The sequence below is a fragment of the Lutibacter sp. genome, from assembly GCF_046055765.1.
GTDB lineage: Bacteria > Bacteroidota > Bacteroidia > Flavobacteriales > Flavobacteriaceae > Lutibacter.
Genome location: NZ_JASFZF010000075.1, coordinates 1 through 15,364 on the forward strand (window position 1 = coordinate 1; position 15,364 = coordinate 15,364).

The 15,364-nt window shown below is 29.2% G+C and carries 13 protein-coding genes and 1 pseudogene; 5 read left to right on the top strand and 9 right to left on the bottom strand.

Annotation, left to right across the window (positions count from 1 at the left end):
* Window positions 1-392: BBE domain-containing protein (locus tag QM495_RS07660; RefSeq protein ID WP_408671519.1), on the top strand; the 392-nt coding region annotated here is incomplete at its 5' end.
* A gap of 135 nt (window positions 393-527) precedes the next feature.
* Here QM495_RS07660 and QM495_RS07665 read toward each other — a convergent pair.
* The 3 genes and pseudogenes from QM495_RS07665 to gcvP all read right to left on the bottom strand — a co-directional run.
* Window positions 528-1,772 (bottom strand): annotated as a pseudogene (locus QM495_RS07665) (pyruvate dehydrogenase complex dihydrolipoamide acetyltransferase); the annotation flags it as partial.
* 6 nt (window positions 1,773-1,778) lie between these two features.
* A complete protein-coding gene (gene pdhA, locus QM495_RS07670) occupies window positions 1,779-2,771 on the bottom strand; it encodes a pyruvate dehydrogenase (acetyl-transferring) E1 component subunit alpha (protein WP_408671520.1) in 993 nt (330 codons plus the stop codon).
* Between the two features lie 483 nt (window positions 2,772-3,254).
* Window positions 3,255-6,104, bottom strand: coding sequence for an aminomethyl-transferring glycine dehydrogenase (gene gcvP, locus QM495_RS07675; protein WP_408671521.1), 2,850 nt, complete (start codon window positions 6,102-6,104; stop codon window positions 3,255-3,257).
* A gap of 137 nt (window positions 6,105-6,241) precedes the next feature.
* Between gcvP and QM495_RS07680 the strand changes: the two genes are divergently transcribed.
* Together QM495_RS07680 and QM495_RS07685 are read left to right on the top strand one after the other, a co-directional pair.
* Window positions 6,242-7,087, top strand: coding sequence for a hypothetical protein (locus QM495_RS07680; RefSeq protein ID WP_408671522.1), 846 nt, complete (start codon window positions 6,242-6,244; stop codon window positions 7,085-7,087).
* 9 nt (window positions 7,088-7,096) lie between these two features.
* Window positions 7,097-7,906, top strand: coding sequence for a class I SAM-dependent methyltransferase (locus QM495_RS07685; RefSeq protein ID WP_408671523.1), 810 nt, complete (start codon window positions 7,097-7,099; stop codon window positions 7,904-7,906).
* Between the two features lie 44 nt (window positions 7,907-7,950).
* Here QM495_RS07685 and QM495_RS07690 read toward each other — a convergent pair whose 3' ends face one another.
* Window positions 7,951-8,724: a zinc ribbon domain-containing protein gene (locus QM495_RS07690; RefSeq protein WP_408671524.1), complete on the bottom strand. Its 774-nt coding sequence runs from the start codon at window positions 8,722-8,724 to the stop codon at window positions 7,951-7,953.
* A gap of 1 nt (window position 8,725) precedes the next feature.
* Window positions 8,726-9,820: a Nif3-like dinuclear metal center hexameric protein gene (locus tag QM495_RS07695; RefSeq protein ID WP_408671525.1), complete on the bottom strand. Its 1,095-nt coding sequence runs from the start codon at window positions 9,818-9,820 to the stop codon at window positions 8,726-8,728.
* 97 nt (window positions 9,821-9,917) lie between these two features.
* Here QM495_RS07695 and lpxK point away from each other — a divergent pair, with 97 nt between their 5' ends.
* Window positions 9,918-10,955, top strand: a complete 1,038-nt coding sequence (gene lpxK, locus QM495_RS07700; RefSeq protein WP_408671526.1) for a tetraacyldisaccharide 4'-kinase — start codon at window positions 9,918-9,920, stop codon at window positions 10,953-10,955.
* On the top strand, window positions 10,927-11,736 hold the full coding sequence (locus tag QM495_RS07705) for a purine-nucleoside phosphorylase (RefSeq protein WP_408671527.1): 810 nt from the start codon (window positions 10,927-10,929) through the stop codon (window positions 11,734-11,736). Before lpxK ends, QM495_RS07705 begins: the two co-directional genes overlap by 29 nt.
* Window positions 11,737-11,796: 60 nt before the next feature.
* Here QM495_RS07705 and QM495_RS07710 read toward each other — a convergent pair whose 3' ends face one another.
* Genes QM495_RS07710 through QM495_RS07725 form a run of 4 tightly spaced genes read right to left on the bottom strand, consistent with a single transcriptional unit; the run spans window position 11,797 to window position 15,356 of the window.
* Window positions 11,797-12,702 (bottom strand): Ppx/GppA phosphatase family protein, encoded by a 906-nt coding sequence (locus QM495_RS07710; RefSeq protein WP_408671545.1) that lies wholly within the window; start codon window positions 12,700-12,702, stop codon window positions 11,797-11,799.
* Window positions 12,703-12,706: 4 nt separating this feature from the next.
* On the bottom strand, window positions 12,707-13,195 hold the full coding sequence (locus QM495_RS07715) for a SixA phosphatase family protein (protein ID WP_408671528.1): 489 nt from the start codon (window positions 13,193-13,195) through the stop codon (window positions 12,707-12,709).
* 30 nt (window positions 13,196-13,225) lie between these two features.
* Entirely contained in the window at window positions 13,226-13,876 is a 651-nt protein-coding gene (pdxH, locus tag QM495_RS07720) for a pyridoxamine 5'-phosphate oxidase (RefSeq protein ID WP_408671529.1), read from the bottom strand.
* A 16-nt stretch (window positions 13,877-13,892) separates the two neighbouring features.
* Window positions 13,893-15,356 carry a sodium:solute symporter gene (locus QM495_RS07725; protein ID WP_408671530.1) on the bottom strand — a complete coding sequence of 488 codons (1,464 nt, stop codon included), beginning with the start codon at window positions 15,354-15,356 and terminating at the stop codon, window positions 13,893-13,895.
* Between the last annotated feature and the right edge of the window lie 8 nt (window positions 15,357-15,364).

The following is a 15,364-nucleotide window of genomic DNA, read 5'->3' on the forward strand; positions in this document are numbered from 1 at the left end:
CTGAAATTAGAGCACAACATTTAAAATTTGGTTCAAAAATACCAACGCCACTTTCTCAAATGCATTTGTATCCAATTAGTGGTGCTGCAAGTAGAGTTGGAGCAGAAGATACTCCTTGGGCTTATCGAGATGCTAAATATGCAGGTGTTATTGTTGGGGTTGATCCAGATCCAAAAAATGCAGATAAAATTACAACATGGTGTAAAAATTATTGGGAAGCTTTACATCCATATTCGTCTGGAGGTGCTTATTCAAATTTTATGATGGATGAAGGGCAAGATAGAGTAAAAGCAAGCTATAAACATAATTACAATCGTTTAACTCAGATTAAAAAGAAATATGATCCAACTAATTTATTTAGGGTTAATCAGAATATAAAGCCATCTAATTGAAAATTAATATTTTATAAGAGCTGTTAATTTATAAAAGACGACTATATTTTCTTGCAAAAACTAACCAAATTTTATGCGTAAATAAAAAAACCCATTGCAATTGCAATGGGTTTTGTGTAAATTTTGATTTATATTCTAAGCCAACATAGTTACAGGATTTTCAATAAACTGTTTTAAAGTTTGTAAAAATGCTGATCCAGTTGCTCCATCTACGGTTCTATGGTCACAAGCTAGTGTTACTTTCATCGTGTTTCCAACTACAATTTCACCATTTTTTACAACAGGCTTTTGAATAATTGCACCTACAGATAAAATAGCTGAGTTAGGCTGATTAATAATAGAAGTAAATTCATCTATTCCAAACATCCCTAAGTTAGAAACAGTAAAAGTGCTTCCTTCCATTTCAGCAGGAGTTAGTTTTTTTATTCTAGCTCTAGCTGCTAAATCTTTAACTTCAGCGCCAATTTGCGTCATGCTTTTTTGGTCGGTAAAAGGAATTACAGGCACAACTAATCCATCTTCAACAGCTACAGCAACACCAATATTAACATGGTGATTGATACGAGTTCTATCATCAAACCATTGAGAATTTACTTTTGGATGTCTTTTTAATGCCATGGCACTTGCTTTTACAATTATATCATTGAATGATACTTTTGTATCAGGTAATTCATTAATCGCTTTGCGAGAAGTAATAGCATTATCCATATCAATCTCAATCATTAAATAGTAATGAGGAGCTGTAAATTTAGATTCCGCTAATCTACGCGCAATAGTTTTCCGCATTTGAGAATTGGAAGTTTCTTCAAAACTTTCTTCACCTAAAATAATCGTTGATGAATTTGTAGTTGTTGCAGTTGCTGAAGGGATATAATTTTCAACATCAGATTTTACAATTCTTCCATTTTCACCTGTTCCTACAACTGTTGTTAAGTTTATACCTTTTTCATTTGCTATTTTTTTAGCCAAAGGAGACGCAATAATTCTTCCTGAAGTAGTTGTAATAACTTTTTGAGGAGTTTCAATTACTTCAGTAGTTTTTTTTGCAGGTTCAACAGCCAAAGTTTTAGGTTCTTCTTTTACTGAAGAATTTTCCGAACTGGGTGTAGCGATTTTGAAATTTTTTATAATACTATCTATGTCTTCACCTTCATCTCCAATAATTGCTAATAATGAATCTACAGGAGCACCTTCACCATCTTTTAAACCAATATATAAAAGTGTTCCTTCATTAAAGGATTCAAATTCCATAGTAGCTTTATCGGTTTCTATTTCAGCTAACATATCACCTTCTGAAATTTTATCACCTACTTTTTTTAGCCATTGAGAAACAACTCCTTCAGTCATTGTATCACTTAAACGGGGCATTGTTATAATTTCTGCCATCTATTTATGTTTTAAAAATGGATAATCTTCTTGTTCGTATACAATATCGTATAGCAATTGTTTGTCTGGAAATGGAGATTCTTCAGCGAATTTTTGGCATTCAGCTACTTTAGCTTTTACTTCAGCATCCCATTCCTTAATTTGTTTATCGGTAGCGTATTTTTTAGATTTAATCACTTCTAACACTTGTGTTATTGGATCAATTTTACGGTACTCATCAACTTCATCTTTTGTTCTATACTTTTGAGCATCACTCATTGAGTGACCTCTATAACGGTATGTTTTAATATCTAATAAAGTTGGTCCTTCACCTCTTCTAGCTCTTTCAATTGCTTCTTCCATAGCTTCAGCAACTTTAATAGGGTTCATTCCATCTACAGGACCACAAGGCATTTCATAGCCTAAACCTAGCTTCCAAATATCTTCGTGGTTTGCCGTACGTCCAACAGAAGTTCCCATTGCGTAGCCATTGTTTTCACAAATAAAAACGACAGGTAATTTCCAGTTAATTGCCATGTTAAAAGTTTCGTGTAAAGAACCTTGTCTTGCAGCTCCATCCCCAAAATAGGTAAGAGTTACGCCATCTCTATTAAAATATTTATCAGCAAATGCTAAACCAGCACCTAATGGAATTTGACCACCAACAATACCGTGACCACCATAAAAATTATGTTCAGGAGAGAAAATATGCATAGAACCACCCATTCCGTGAGATGTACCTGTATCTTTACCCATTAACTCAGCCATAATTCTTTTAGGATCTACTCCTAAACCAATTGGTTGAACGTGATTACGATAGGCTGTAATCATCTTATCATTTTTTTTCATGACGTGTAAAGCACCAGCTAATACAGCCTCTTGTCCGTTATATAAATGTAGGAAACCTCTTACTTTTTGTTGAATATAAAGGGCTGCTAGCTTATCTTCAAATTTTCTCCAAAAAAGCATGTCTTTATACCAATTTATATAGGTTCCTTTAGTTATTTTTTTCATTTAATAAAAACTATTTAAATTAAGTCGAATTGCAAAAATACTATTTTGCATTATAGTATGTTAGTAAACATCTGTTTTTTTTACTATAATGTTTTCGTAAAAACAAAAAAAATAGTGAATAATTGGTGAAAAATTAATAACTTTAAAGGTTTGTAAAGTTAAAATTATGAAGCATTTCTAATTTTGGTAGTTTGATTTTGTAATTATTATTTTACAATTAATTAAGCAAATAAAGTAATTTTTTGAAAATCTATCAGTTATAATTATTACAATTAAAGATAATACTACAGTTGTGGGGACGACGATTTCTTTAATTTATTATTACTGCTAGTTTTCTAATTATAGTATTTGTAAAAGGTGAACAATAATATACTACCGTTGTGGGGACGACAATATTATTTCTTTTATGTTATTGCTTAATTGGAAAAGAAAAGTCTCGAGGAAACTCGAGACTTTTTAATTAATTATTAGTTAGATTTAAGATTAATCTTCTTTATAATTTTCAATAGGATTACATGAACACATTAAATTTCGATCTCCATAACCATCATTAATTCTTCGAACAGATGGCCAAAACTTATTTTCTTTTAAATAAGGAAGTGGAAAAGCAGCATGTTGGCGTGAATATGGAAAATTCCATTGGTCACTTATTAACATAGCTTCAGTATGGGGAGCATTATGAAGTGCAGCATTAGTTTCACCTTCTTTTAAATCTTCAATTTCACCTTTAATAGCTATTAATGCATCACAAAAACGATCTAATTCTTTCTTATTCTCACTTTCTGTAGGTTCAATCATTAAAGTTTCATGAACTGGGAAAGAAACGGTTGGGGCATGATATCCATAATCCATTAATCTTTTTGAAACATCAGTAATATCAGCTCCTTTTGCTTTAAATTCTCTAAAATCAACAATCATTTCATGTGCAGCAAATCCTTGTTCTCCAGCGTATAGAATTTTAAAATGTTTTTCTAATCGAGCTTTCATATAGTTTGCATTCAAAATAGCGAAACAAGAAGCTTGTTTTAATCCATTTGTTCCAAGCATTTTAATATAACTGTAAGAAATTAATAAAACCAAAGCAGAACCCCAAGGAGCTGAAGATACACCATTAATAGGTGTTATTCCTCCAGTAGGTATGATTGGATTTGAAGGTAAAAAAGGAGCTAAATGTTTTACAACGCAAATTGGTCCTACTCCAGGTCCACCACCACCATGGGGGATTGCAAAAGTTTTATGTAAGTTTAAATGGCAAACATCAGCTCCAATAGTAGCTGGATTTGTTAAACCAACTTGAGCATTCATATTGGCTCCATCCATATATACTTGTCCGCCACAATCATGAATAATTTGAGTAATTTCCTTTATGGAACTTTCAAAAACACCATGAGTTGAAGGATAAGTTACCATTAGTGCACCTAAATTATCTTTATATAAAGTTGCTTTTTCACGTAAATCTTCAACATCAATATTTCCTTGTTCTGTTGATTTTGTAACAATTACTTTAAAACCAGCCATTACTGCAGAAGCCGGATTCGTACCATGAGCAGAACTTGGAATTAAACAAATATTTCTATGTTCATTTCCCTTAGATTTATGATAAGCACGAATTAATGATAGTCCAGAATATTCACCCTGAGCTCCAGAGTTTGGTTGCAATGATGTAGCATCAAATCCTGTAATTTCATTTAAGGCACTTTCTAAACCTTTTATTACTTCTTGGTATCCTTGAGCTTGTTCAATAGGCACAAATGGGTGCATATTTCCCCAATTAGGCCAGCTTAAGGGTAACATTTCAGAAGCTGCATTTAATTTCATGGTACATGAACCTAATGAAATCATGGAGTGTGTTAATGATAAATCTTTAAGTTCTAATTTTTTAATATAGCGCATCATTTCAGTTTCTGAATGATAATTTTCAAAAACTTCATTTTGCATAAAATTTGTTGTTCTCAATAAATGTTTTGGTAATGTACCTTTTTTAAGGTCATTTATCAATATAGTTTTCTTCCCTTCAGCTTCACATAAAATTGCTAAAATTTCGTTAACATCATTTAAATTTGATGTTTCATTTAATGAAATGCTTACTAAATTTGAAGTAGGGTAAAAGAAATTTATTTCCTGTTTCTCAGCAATAATTTTCAATTTAGCTGCATTTGAAACTTCAATTAATAAGGTGTCAAAAAATACTTTATTTTTTTGTTTAAAATTTAATTGTTTTAAACTATCATTTAAAGTAGAAGTTAATCTTTGAATTTTATTTGCAATATAAATTAATCCTTTAGATCCGTGATAAACACCAAACATACCAGCCATTACAGCTAATAAAACTTGTGAAGTACAAATATTTGAAGTTGCTTTTTCTCTTTTAATATGCTGTTCACGAGTTTGTAAAGCCATTCGCAAAGCTCTATTTCCATCGGTATCAACAGATACACCAATAATTCTTCCGGGTATTGCACGTTTAAACTCTTCTTTTGTAGCAAAATAAGCTGCATGTGGGCCGCCATAACCCATTGGAATTCCAAAACGTTGAGTGGTACCAACAACAACATCTGCACCCCATTCGCCAGGAGGTGTTAAAATAGTTAAACTCAACAAATCGGCAGCAACAGCAATTTTCACGCCATTGTTTTTGGCTTTTTCTACAAAATTGGTATAATCTACAATTTCACCACTTTTTCCAGGATATTGAATTAATAATCCGAATACATTAGAAGTAAATTCAAATTCTTGAGGATTCCCAAAAATTAATTCTATTCCCAACGGATTTGATCTTGTTTTTAAAACATCTATAGTTTGAGGTAAAACATCATTAGAAACAAAAAATTTATTTGCATTTGATTTTTTTTGAACCCTGTTTCTAGAATTAAATAACATCAACATTGCTTCTGAGGCAGCTGTTCCTTCATCTAACAATGAAGCGTTGGCTATAGGCATTGCCGTTAGTTCCATCACCATAGTTTGGTAATTTAACAAAGCTTCTAATCTCCCTTGTGAAATTTCGGCCTGGTAAGGAGTATATGAAGTGTACCACCCTGGATTTTCTAAAATATTTCTTTGAATAACACCTGGAAATATTGCAGGATGATATCCTAATCCAATATAATTTTTAAATAATTTATTTTTAGTTGAAAGTTGTTGAATATGAGAAAGATATTCGTATTCACTTAGAGCAGTTGGTAAATTTAAATTATTCTTCAATCGAATATTAGATGGAATGGTTTTGTCAATTAATTCATCAATTGAACTAACGCCAATAGTTTTTACCATTTCTTTAACCTCTTTTTCTCGAGGACCTATGTGTCTTAAAACAAAAGAATTTGTATTCATTTTTGTAAATTGCATATAAAATTTAACGTTCACAAAATTACTTAAAATTGAGCAATTAAAGGGATAATATTATTATTGAATTATAATATTTTGTTATCCAAAAAATTGGTATCTCAACAAATACTTACATTTGTGAAATGCAATTTTTTAAAAAAATAGTAGATTTTTATATATTTAGCAATATTCACGTTGCTTTAGCAGGTTTTTGTTTAACTAAAATAACACTAATTAAGTTTGGTAATGAGAATAATTTAACACCTCTTTTTGTGGCGCTTTCTATTATTATATCTTATAATTTTATTCGTTTTTTTGAAATAAAATATAAAAGGCTTCAATGGTTTAAAAAATGGTTTTTTAATCATAAAAGAAGCTTGTTGTTATTAGTTGTATTATCAATTGTTTTATTAGGTTATATTACTTTTTTTTACAGTTTTAATTTAAAAGCTGTAGTTATACTTTTCCCTTTTGCTTTTATGACATTGTTTTATGTAGTGCCACTATTTAAAATTAAGAATAATGAATTTTCATTTAGAAATTTTCCATCTATAAAAATATTTAGCATTGCAATTGCTTGGGCAGGGATTACAGTATTTTTTCCATTGTACGAAAGGGGTTCAGAATTCACTTCAGAAATACTTATTGTTTTTTTTCAGCGATTACTTATTTTAATATCTATAACACTACCATTTGATATTAGAGATGTAAATATTGATTCTAAACAGTTAAAAACATTACCTCAATTATTTGGTGTAAATAGCTCAAAAATAATTGGTTATGTTTTGTTGTTGATAGTTATTTTTTTAGAAAATATGAAAGAAAATAATATTGTTACATACAATTATATTTTAGTTATTATTGCTGTTATTATAGGAATGTTTTTAACGTTTTCATCACCTAAAAGGTCACGTTATTATACAAGTTTTTGGGTTGAAGCAATTCCTATATTTTGGTATGGATTAATAGTATTATTTTTGAATAGTTAAAATATAATTATGGATTATAAATATGCTAAATATTTTGAAGTAAATAAGGATACTTGGGATAAAAAAGTAAGAATTCATTCCAAATCTGAATTTTATGATGTTGAAGGTTTTAAAAAAGGAAAAACTTCATTAAATAAATATGAGTTAGACGAATTAGGAGATGTAAACGGTAAAACATTGTTGCATTTACAGTGTCATTTTGGACAAGATACGCTTAGTTTAAGTAGGTTAGGGGCTAAATGCACAGGAATTGATTTATCAGGAGAAGGAATAAAACAAGCGAGATTTTTGAATGATGAGTTAGGTTTAAACGCAACGTTTATTGAAAGTAATTTGTATGATATTCCAAAAAACGTTAACGATAAATTTGATATTGTTTTTGCTTCTTATGGAGTTATTGGTTGGTTGCCAGATTTAAAAACTTGGGGAAAAATTATAGCTAATAAACTTAAAAGTAGTGGTGTTTTTTATTTGATAGAGTTTCATCCAATAGTTTGGATGTTTGATTTTTTGCAAACTCCTCCAAAATTAACGTATCCTTATTTGCAAAGTGAAGTGATTTATGAAGAATATAAAGGAACTTATACTAATAATGATGCGGATATGATAAGTAAAGAATATGGCTGGAATCATGGTTTAGGTGAAGTAGTTTCAGCTTTGACTGAGGCGGGTTTACATATTGAATTTTTGCACGAATTTGAAAAATCACCGTACGATAGTTTTCCTGAAATGGAAAAAACAGAAGATGGAATGTATGTTCTAAAGGAAAACCAACGAATGTTTCCGTTGCTTTATTCAATACGGGCAATAAAGAAATAAAAAAGGCTTCCATTTTGGAAGCCTTTTTTAGAGTAGTTATTTTATTAACTTAATAATTTGTCAATTTTTTCTTTTTCTTCTTCAGCTAAAGCACCATCAACTAAAATTCTACCACTATGCTCATCTATAATAATTTTTTTACGACCAGCAATTTCTACTTGTCTTTGTGGTGGAATTGTAAAGAAAGATCCTCCAGCTGCACCTCTTTGGATTGAAACAACCGCTAATCCATTTTTAACAGAAGATCTAATTCTTTTATAAGCTTTTAATAAGTGGTCGTCAATTAATGCACTATATTCTTTAGATTTTTTAAGCAATAAAGCTTCTTCTTTGATAGTATCTCCCATAATATCGTCTAATTCTTCCGATTTATGTTTTAATAAATCAACTTGTTTAGCAATATTTTCTTTTGTGCCAACAATTACTTCGTTTTTTTGCTCAATTTTTACTTTATATTCTTTAATTCTTTTTTCAGCTAACTCAATTTCAAGTTCTTGGTATTCAGTTTCTTTGCTTATTGAATTAAATTCTCTATTATTACGAACATTTTTTTGTTGTTCTGCATATTTTTTAACTAATATATTCGCTTCTTCAATAATTGATTTTTTAGCAGAAATATCATCCTTTAAGCTAGTTACACCTTCATCTAAATTTGATAGCCTTTTTTTTAAACCAACAATTTCATCTTCTAAATCTTCAATTTCTAAAGGTAATTCTCCTCTTACATTTTTAATTTCATCAGCTCTTGAATCAATTAATTGTAAGTCGTAAAGAGCTCTTAACTTTTCTTCAACAGTAACTTCTTTGCTTTTAGCCATATTATAAGTAATAAATTGGATTTGTGTTTTTATTTGATAAAATGATTGCAAAATTAGGAAATTTTTTTGTAAGTATATCTACTAAAAGATTTTTTGTGAATTGTTCGCTTTCATAATGTCCAATATCTGCAATTATAAGTTTGTTTTCAGCTTTGTAAAATTCGTGGTATTTAATATCTGAAGTTACATAAATATCAGCCCCAGAATTTATAGCATTTTGAACAGCAAAACTTCCTGAACCTCCTAAAACAGCTACTTTTTTTATAGGTTTACCTATTAATTTAGAATGTCTAATACCTTTAGCATTCATGGTGTTTTTTAAGAAATTTAAAAAGTCTAATTCGTTTTGTTCTTCAGTTAATTCTCCAATCATTCCTAAACCAATTTCTTGATGTAAATTGTCTAAAGGAACAATATCGTATGCAACTTCTTCGTATGGATGTGACTTGAAAAGTGCAGAAAGAATATTTTTTTCGTTGTGTTTTTCAAAAATAACACTAATAAAAGTCTCATTTTCTATGTGAAGTATTCCTTTTTCTCCAAGAGTTGGATTTGAATTTTCATTTCCTTTGTAAGTTCCATAACCTTCTGTATTAAAACTACAATTATCATAGTTTCCAATGTTTCCAGCTCCAGCTTTAAAAAGTGCAAATCTAACCTCTTCAACATTCTTATTTGGAACGTACGTTGTTAATTTTTTTATCGTATTTTTTTGAGGAATTAGTATTTTTTTATTTTTCAAACCTAAAACTTCACAAATTTTTGCATTTACACCTTTAAATGAATTATCTAAAGCAGTATGCATTGCATAAATAGCTATATCATTCTTTATGGCTTTTAAAACTACACGTTCAACATAATTGTTGCCGTTTAATTTTTTTAGACCCGAAAATATTATTGGGTGAAAGCTTATTATTAAGTTACAGCTTTTCTCAATGGCTTCATCAACTACATTTTCAAGTGTGTCTAGTGTAACTATTACACCGGTAACTTTAGTATTGAAATCACCAATTAATAAACCCACATTATCAAAACTTTCAGCATAATTTAATGGGGCAATTTCTTCAATACAAGTTGTAAAATCTTTAATTTTCATAGTTAAAACATTGTTATAATAACAAAGATAAATTTTACATAAGAAAGTTAGCCTATTTACCTATAAATTTTTAATTTGTTTTGTATTTTCGCTATTAGTGAATTTTTTAAGAAAAATAGTATATCCGTTTTCATTGCTGTATGGCTTAATTACCAATATTCGTAATTATTTGTACAACAACAATATTTTAAAGTCTACGAAATTTAAAACTCCAATTATTGTGGTTGGAAATTTAAGTGTTGGCGGAACAGGAAAAACACCTCAAATAGAATATTTAATAAGATTACTGCAAGACAATTATAAAGTAGCAGTTTTAAGTAGAGGCTATAAAAGAAAAAGCAAAGGATTTATTATTGCTGATGAAAATTCTTCTTCGGAAATTATTGGTGATGAACCTTTTCAATATTATAAAAAATTCTTAAATATAATTGTCTGCGTAGATGTTGATAGAACAAATGCTATTCAACAGTTAGAAGCATTAGATAATGCTCCAGAAATTATACTGTTAGATGATGCTTTTCAGCATAGAAAAGTAAGCGTAGGGCTTAATATTGTATTAACTTCTTATAATGATTTATATGTAGATGATATTATGCTGCCAACTGGGAATTTACGAGAAAATAAATCTGGCGCAAATAGAGCTCAAATAGTTATTGTTACTAAGTGCCCAAGTACAATTTCAGATAAAGAACAACTAGAAATTGCTAAAAAATTAAAACTAACACAAAAACAATCTTTATTTTTTTCAACCATTGAATATAATAAAGAGCTACAAGGTAATTTAACAATAAATTTAACTCAATTTAAAAATAAAGAATTAGTACTTGTAACTGGTATTGCAAACCCAAAGCCGTTGGTAGATTATTTAAAAAGTATGAATATTCATTTGCAACATTTAAATTTTCCGGATCATCATAATTTTAGTAAAAATGATATTAATGAGATTAAGTTAGCTGTTGAAAAAATTAATTCAAATAATAAAATAGTTTTAACAACAGAAAAGGATTATGTTCGTATCTTTGCTGAATTGCAAAATTTGCAATTTGTAACTATAGAAACAAAATTTGTAGCAAAAAGCTCCGATTTTGATAAATTAATTAAGAAATATGTGGAACAAGGTTCAAGAGACAGTTAAATTCCTTCAAGAGAAAGGAATTACAAAACCAGATTATGGTATTATTTTAGGAACAGGTTTAGGAAATTTAGTTGAGAAAATTAATATTGAAATTACAATTCCGTATGCAGAAATTATAAACTTTCCAGTATCTACAGTAGCTGGTCATTCAGGTGAATTAATTTTTGGAACAATGGGGTCTAAAAAAGTAATTGCAATGCGTGGTCGTTTTCATTATTATGAAGGTTGGACAATGGAAGAAACAACTTTTCCAGTACGTGTAATGAAATATTTAGGTGTTGATAATTTAATTGTTTCTAATGCTTCAGGTGGTGTAAATCCTGCTTTTAAAGTTGGTGATATAATGTTAATTACAGATCATATTAACTTTATTCCAGATCATCCTTTAAGAGGTAAAAATGAAGATCGTTTTGGGCCAAGATTTGTTGATATGCATGAAGCCTATAGTAAAAAAATGATCGCTAAAATGGAACAAATTGCAGAAAAAATGAATATTCCAATTCAAAAAGGAGTTTATTTAGCTTTACAAGGCCCAACTTTTGAAACACCAGCAGAATATAGAATGGTGAAAATAGTTGGTGCAGATGCTGTTGGAATGTCAACAGTTCCTGAAGTGATTGTTGCAAAACATATGGGAATGACTTGTTTTGGTATTTCTGTAATTACAGATTTAGGTGTAGAAGGAATTGTTGAAGAAGTTTCTCATGAAGAAGTTCAAAAAGTTGCTAAAATTTCAGAAAAAATTGTAGGTAAATTGGTTGAAGAATTTGTAAAGTCTTAGAGATAAAATTAAAATACAAACAAAAAAAGCCGCTAATTGCGGCTTTTTTTTATTAAATTTTTATAATTTATTGTAATATAGGTTTTTAACTATCCCGTCAGCAAGTCCAATTTTAGGTACGTATATTTTATTTGCACCACTCCATTTCATAGCATTCAAATAAATTTTAGTTGCAGGAAGTATAACATCGGCTCTATCTGGATTTAAGCTTAATTCTGAAATACGTTGATTATAAGTCATCTTTTTTAAGAATTGATAATGAGCTTTTAAGTAAATTAATGAAAGTGGTTTTCCAATTGGTTTTCCTGATAGCTTAAATATTTTATTAATATTTCCTCCTGAACCTATTAGAATTATTTTTTTTAGATTTAGGGTGTTTTGCTTTATCCAAACTTCAATAGTATCCCAAATTTCTTTGGCTTCTTCTTTTGTGTAATTTAACAACCTAACGGTACCCATTTTAAACGATTTTGAATTGATAATTTCGCCATTTGAAAATAACGTAAATTCAGTACTTCCACCACCAACATCAACATATAAGTATGATTTATCATTCTCAATTATATCGCTTAAATCAGTTGAGAAAATAATAGCGGCTTCTTTTTTACCGTCAATAATATCAATTTTAATATTGGTTTTTTCAAAAATTTCCTTTACAACATCAATTCCATTACTAGCATCTCTCATTGCTGAAGTTGCACAGGCATAGTATTTTTCAACTCCATGAACTTCCATTAATAACTTAAATGCTTTCATAGCTTTTAGCATCCTTAATTTATTTACTTCTGAAATCTTACCAGTTATAAAAGTGTCGGTTCCTAAACGAATTGGAACTCGAACTAAAGCCGATTTTTTAAAACTTGGGTTTATATTTTCTTCATCTTGTTCTGTAATTACATTGGCAACTAATAAGCGCATTGCGTTAGAGCCAATATCAATTCCAGCAAGTTTTTCAATTTTCAAAATAATATTATTTATAATGTTTCGGAAAATCGGTTATAAATGTTTGCCCTGATTTTATATTTTTCCAATGATTTGTATCAAATTTTATTCCAATTACACCGCAAGTTGGTACATGGTCTAAATGCTTACTTCCAAATTTATTCACAAAATCACTAATTCCATGGTCGTGGCTAAAAATAATAGCAGAATCAAATCCATTATCTAACGCTTTTACGGTCTTAATTAAATAACCATCGCTAAAACTATATAATGACTTGCTTATTTTAAGATTCGCCAATGGGTAGTTAAATGTATAACTAAAAATCATAGCAGTGTGTAGTGCTCTATTAGCACAACTAGAAACAAAAACATCTGGGCTAGCAATCTTTTTTTCAAGTACATTTGAAATTAAATAGGCATCATTAATTCCTCTTTTTTTTAATGGACGATCAATATCTTTTATTTTTTCGTATTCCCAAGAAGATTTTGCATGCCTAACAATATAAAGTGTTTTCATTTAGTGTTGGTTGAGGTTCAAATATAAAAATTAAGGAGCTAATCTTTCAATTTTCCAGTCATAATTTTTTTGCAACGTATATTTAATTCTGTCATGCATTCTGTTAGGCCGTCCTTGCCAGAATTCAATACTTATAGGCTTAATAATATAACCACCCCAATTTTTTGGTCTTGTAATTTCTTTATTTTTAAATTTTTCTTCAAATGAAGCTAAACGTTTGTCTAAAAATTCACGTGAAGGAACTACTTCACTTTGATTTGATGCCCAAGCACCTAATTTACTTCCGTCTGGTCTTGATTCAAAATAACCATCAGATAAATTTTCTGAAATCTTTTCAGCTTTACCTTTTATAATAATCTGACGTTCAATATTATGCCAAAAAAATGATAGACAAACATTTGGATTATTTTCAATTGATTTTCCTTTATTGCTGTTATAATTAGTATAAAAAATAAACCCTTCCCAAGTATATTTTTTTAAAAGAACAACTCTGTTTTGTGGAATTTCATTTTTATCTACGGTTGCAATGGTACATGCGTTTGCTTCAATATTACCACCAAATTCTTCAACTTCATAAAACCATTTTTGAAATAATTCCATGGGGTTTTCAGGGACTTCTTTTTTTGAAAGTTCTTTCTTTTTGTAAACTTTTCTGTAATTGCCTAAATCATTGTCTTGCATAGCACAAAAATAAAAATTATTTGATTGGTTTTCTAATTAAATATAAGCCAATAAAAGTAAATATGCCGTTTATTATAATTAATTCATAACCAAATACATATCCATTAAAAATTTGTATTGAGAACTTGTTAATTATATAACTTATAATTACTGAAAGTATAGCTATTATCCAAACATAAGAGTCTTTAATGGTATATTTTGTAAATATTCCAAATGCAAATAACCCTAAAAGAGGCCCATAAGTATAGGAAACTACTTGTAATAAACTGCTAATAACATTGGCTGTTAAAATATGTTTATAGGATATGACGACTAAAACTAGAATAATTGAAATTGCTACATGAACCTTTTTGCGAATTGATTTTTGATGTAGTTTTTCTTTGTTTTCTATATCTAAAATATCAATACAATACGAAGTAGTTAAAGAAGTTAAAGCACTATCTGCACTCGAATAAGCTGCTGCAATTAAGCCTAAAATGAAAATAATTCCAATAGGGATTCCTAAATCATTATTGATTGCTATTTCAGGAAATAGCAAATCAGTTTTTATAGCTCCGTTAATAGTTGGAATTGAAACACCAAATTTTTCAGCATAAATAAATAATAAAGCACCTAATGTTAAAAAGATAAAATTTACAATTATTAATACAAAGCCTAATGAAATTACATTCCACTGCGCTTCTTTTGTGTTTTTACAAGTCAAGTTTTTTTGCATCATATCTTGGTCTAAGCCTGTCATTGCAATTGCAATAAACATTCCTCCAAGAAAGGATTTTACCACATGTTTTTTATCATTAAAATCTTCAAAAAATAAAATTCGATTGTATTTGTTAAACTCTTCCGAAGTAAACATATCTAAAACGGACCAATTTAATTTATTAAGAATAATAAAAATAGCGACAAAAACAGCAATTAACATAAAAGTTGTTTGAAAGGTATCTGTCCATATAATTGTTTTAATTCCTCCTTTAAAAGTATAAACCCAAATTAAAATTATAGAAAATATAACGGTAATTTCAAAAGGGACATTCCATAAGTCGAAAATAAAATATTGTAAAACAGAAGTCACTAAGAATAAGCGAAATGAAGCGATTAAAATTCTTGAAATCATAAAAAAATAAGCACCTGTTTTGTGTGAAGTTGGTCCAAAGCGTTGTTTTAGAAATTCATAAATTGATGTTATTTTTAGCTTATAATAAATAGGAATTAAAACATAAGCAATAACTAAATAGCCAAACAAATAGCCAATTACAATTTGCATATAGCTAAATTGAGAACTTTGTACCCAGCCAGGAACTGAAATGAAGGTTACACCAGAAAGTGAAGCGCCAATCATTCCAAAAGCAACAATATACCAAGGCGATTTTTTATTGGCTTTAAAGAAAGTTTCGTTAGTATCGTTTTTCCCTGTAAAATATGCAATTAATAAAAGAACACAAAAATAAACGGCTATAAGAAGAAGTATATAAATTGGTTTCATTCACTAAT

What these genes read in the sequence shown, in the direction of transcription:
- QM495_RS07680 (WP_408671522.1), top strand. Translation starts at nt 6,242, where the DNA reads ATGCAATTTTTTAAAAAAATAGTAGATTTTTATATATTTAGCAATATT.
- QM495_RS07725 (WP_408671530.1), bottom strand. Translation starts at nt 15,356, where the DNA reads ATGAAACCAATTTATATACTTCTTCTTATAGCCGTTTATTTTTGTGTT.
- gcvP (WP_408671521.1), bottom strand. Translation starts at nt 6,104, where the DNA reads ATGAATACAAATTCTTTTGTTTTAAGACACATAGGTCCTCGAGAAAAA.
- QM495_RS07690 (WP_408671524.1), bottom strand. Translation starts at nt 8,724, where the DNA reads ATGGCTAAAAGCAAAGAAGTTACTGTTGAAGAAAAGTTAAGAGCTCTT.
- QM495_RS07695 (WP_408671525.1), bottom strand. Translation starts at nt 9,820, where the DNA reads ATGAAAATTAAAGATTTTACAACTTGTATTGAAGAAATTGCCCCATTA.
- QM495_RS07705 (WP_408671527.1), top strand. Translation starts at nt 10,927, where the DNA reads ATGTGGAACAAGGTTCAAGAGACAGTTAAATTCCTTCAAGAGAAAGGA.
- pdxH (WP_408671529.1), bottom strand. Translation starts at nt 13,876, where the DNA reads ATGCAAGACAATGATTTAGGCAATTACAGAAAAGTTTACAAAAAGAAA.
- pdhA (WP_408671520.1), bottom strand. Translation starts at nt 2,771, where the DNA reads ATGAAAAAAATAACTAAAGGAACCTATATAAATTGGTATAAAGACATG.
- QM495_RS07685 (WP_408671523.1), top strand. Translation starts at nt 7,097, where the DNA reads ATGGATTATAAATATGCTAAATATTTTGAAGTAAATAAGGATACTTGG.
- QM495_RS07715 (WP_408671528.1), bottom strand. Translation starts at nt 13,195, where the DNA reads ATGAAAACACTTTATATTGTTAGGCATGCAAAATCTTCTTGGGAATAC.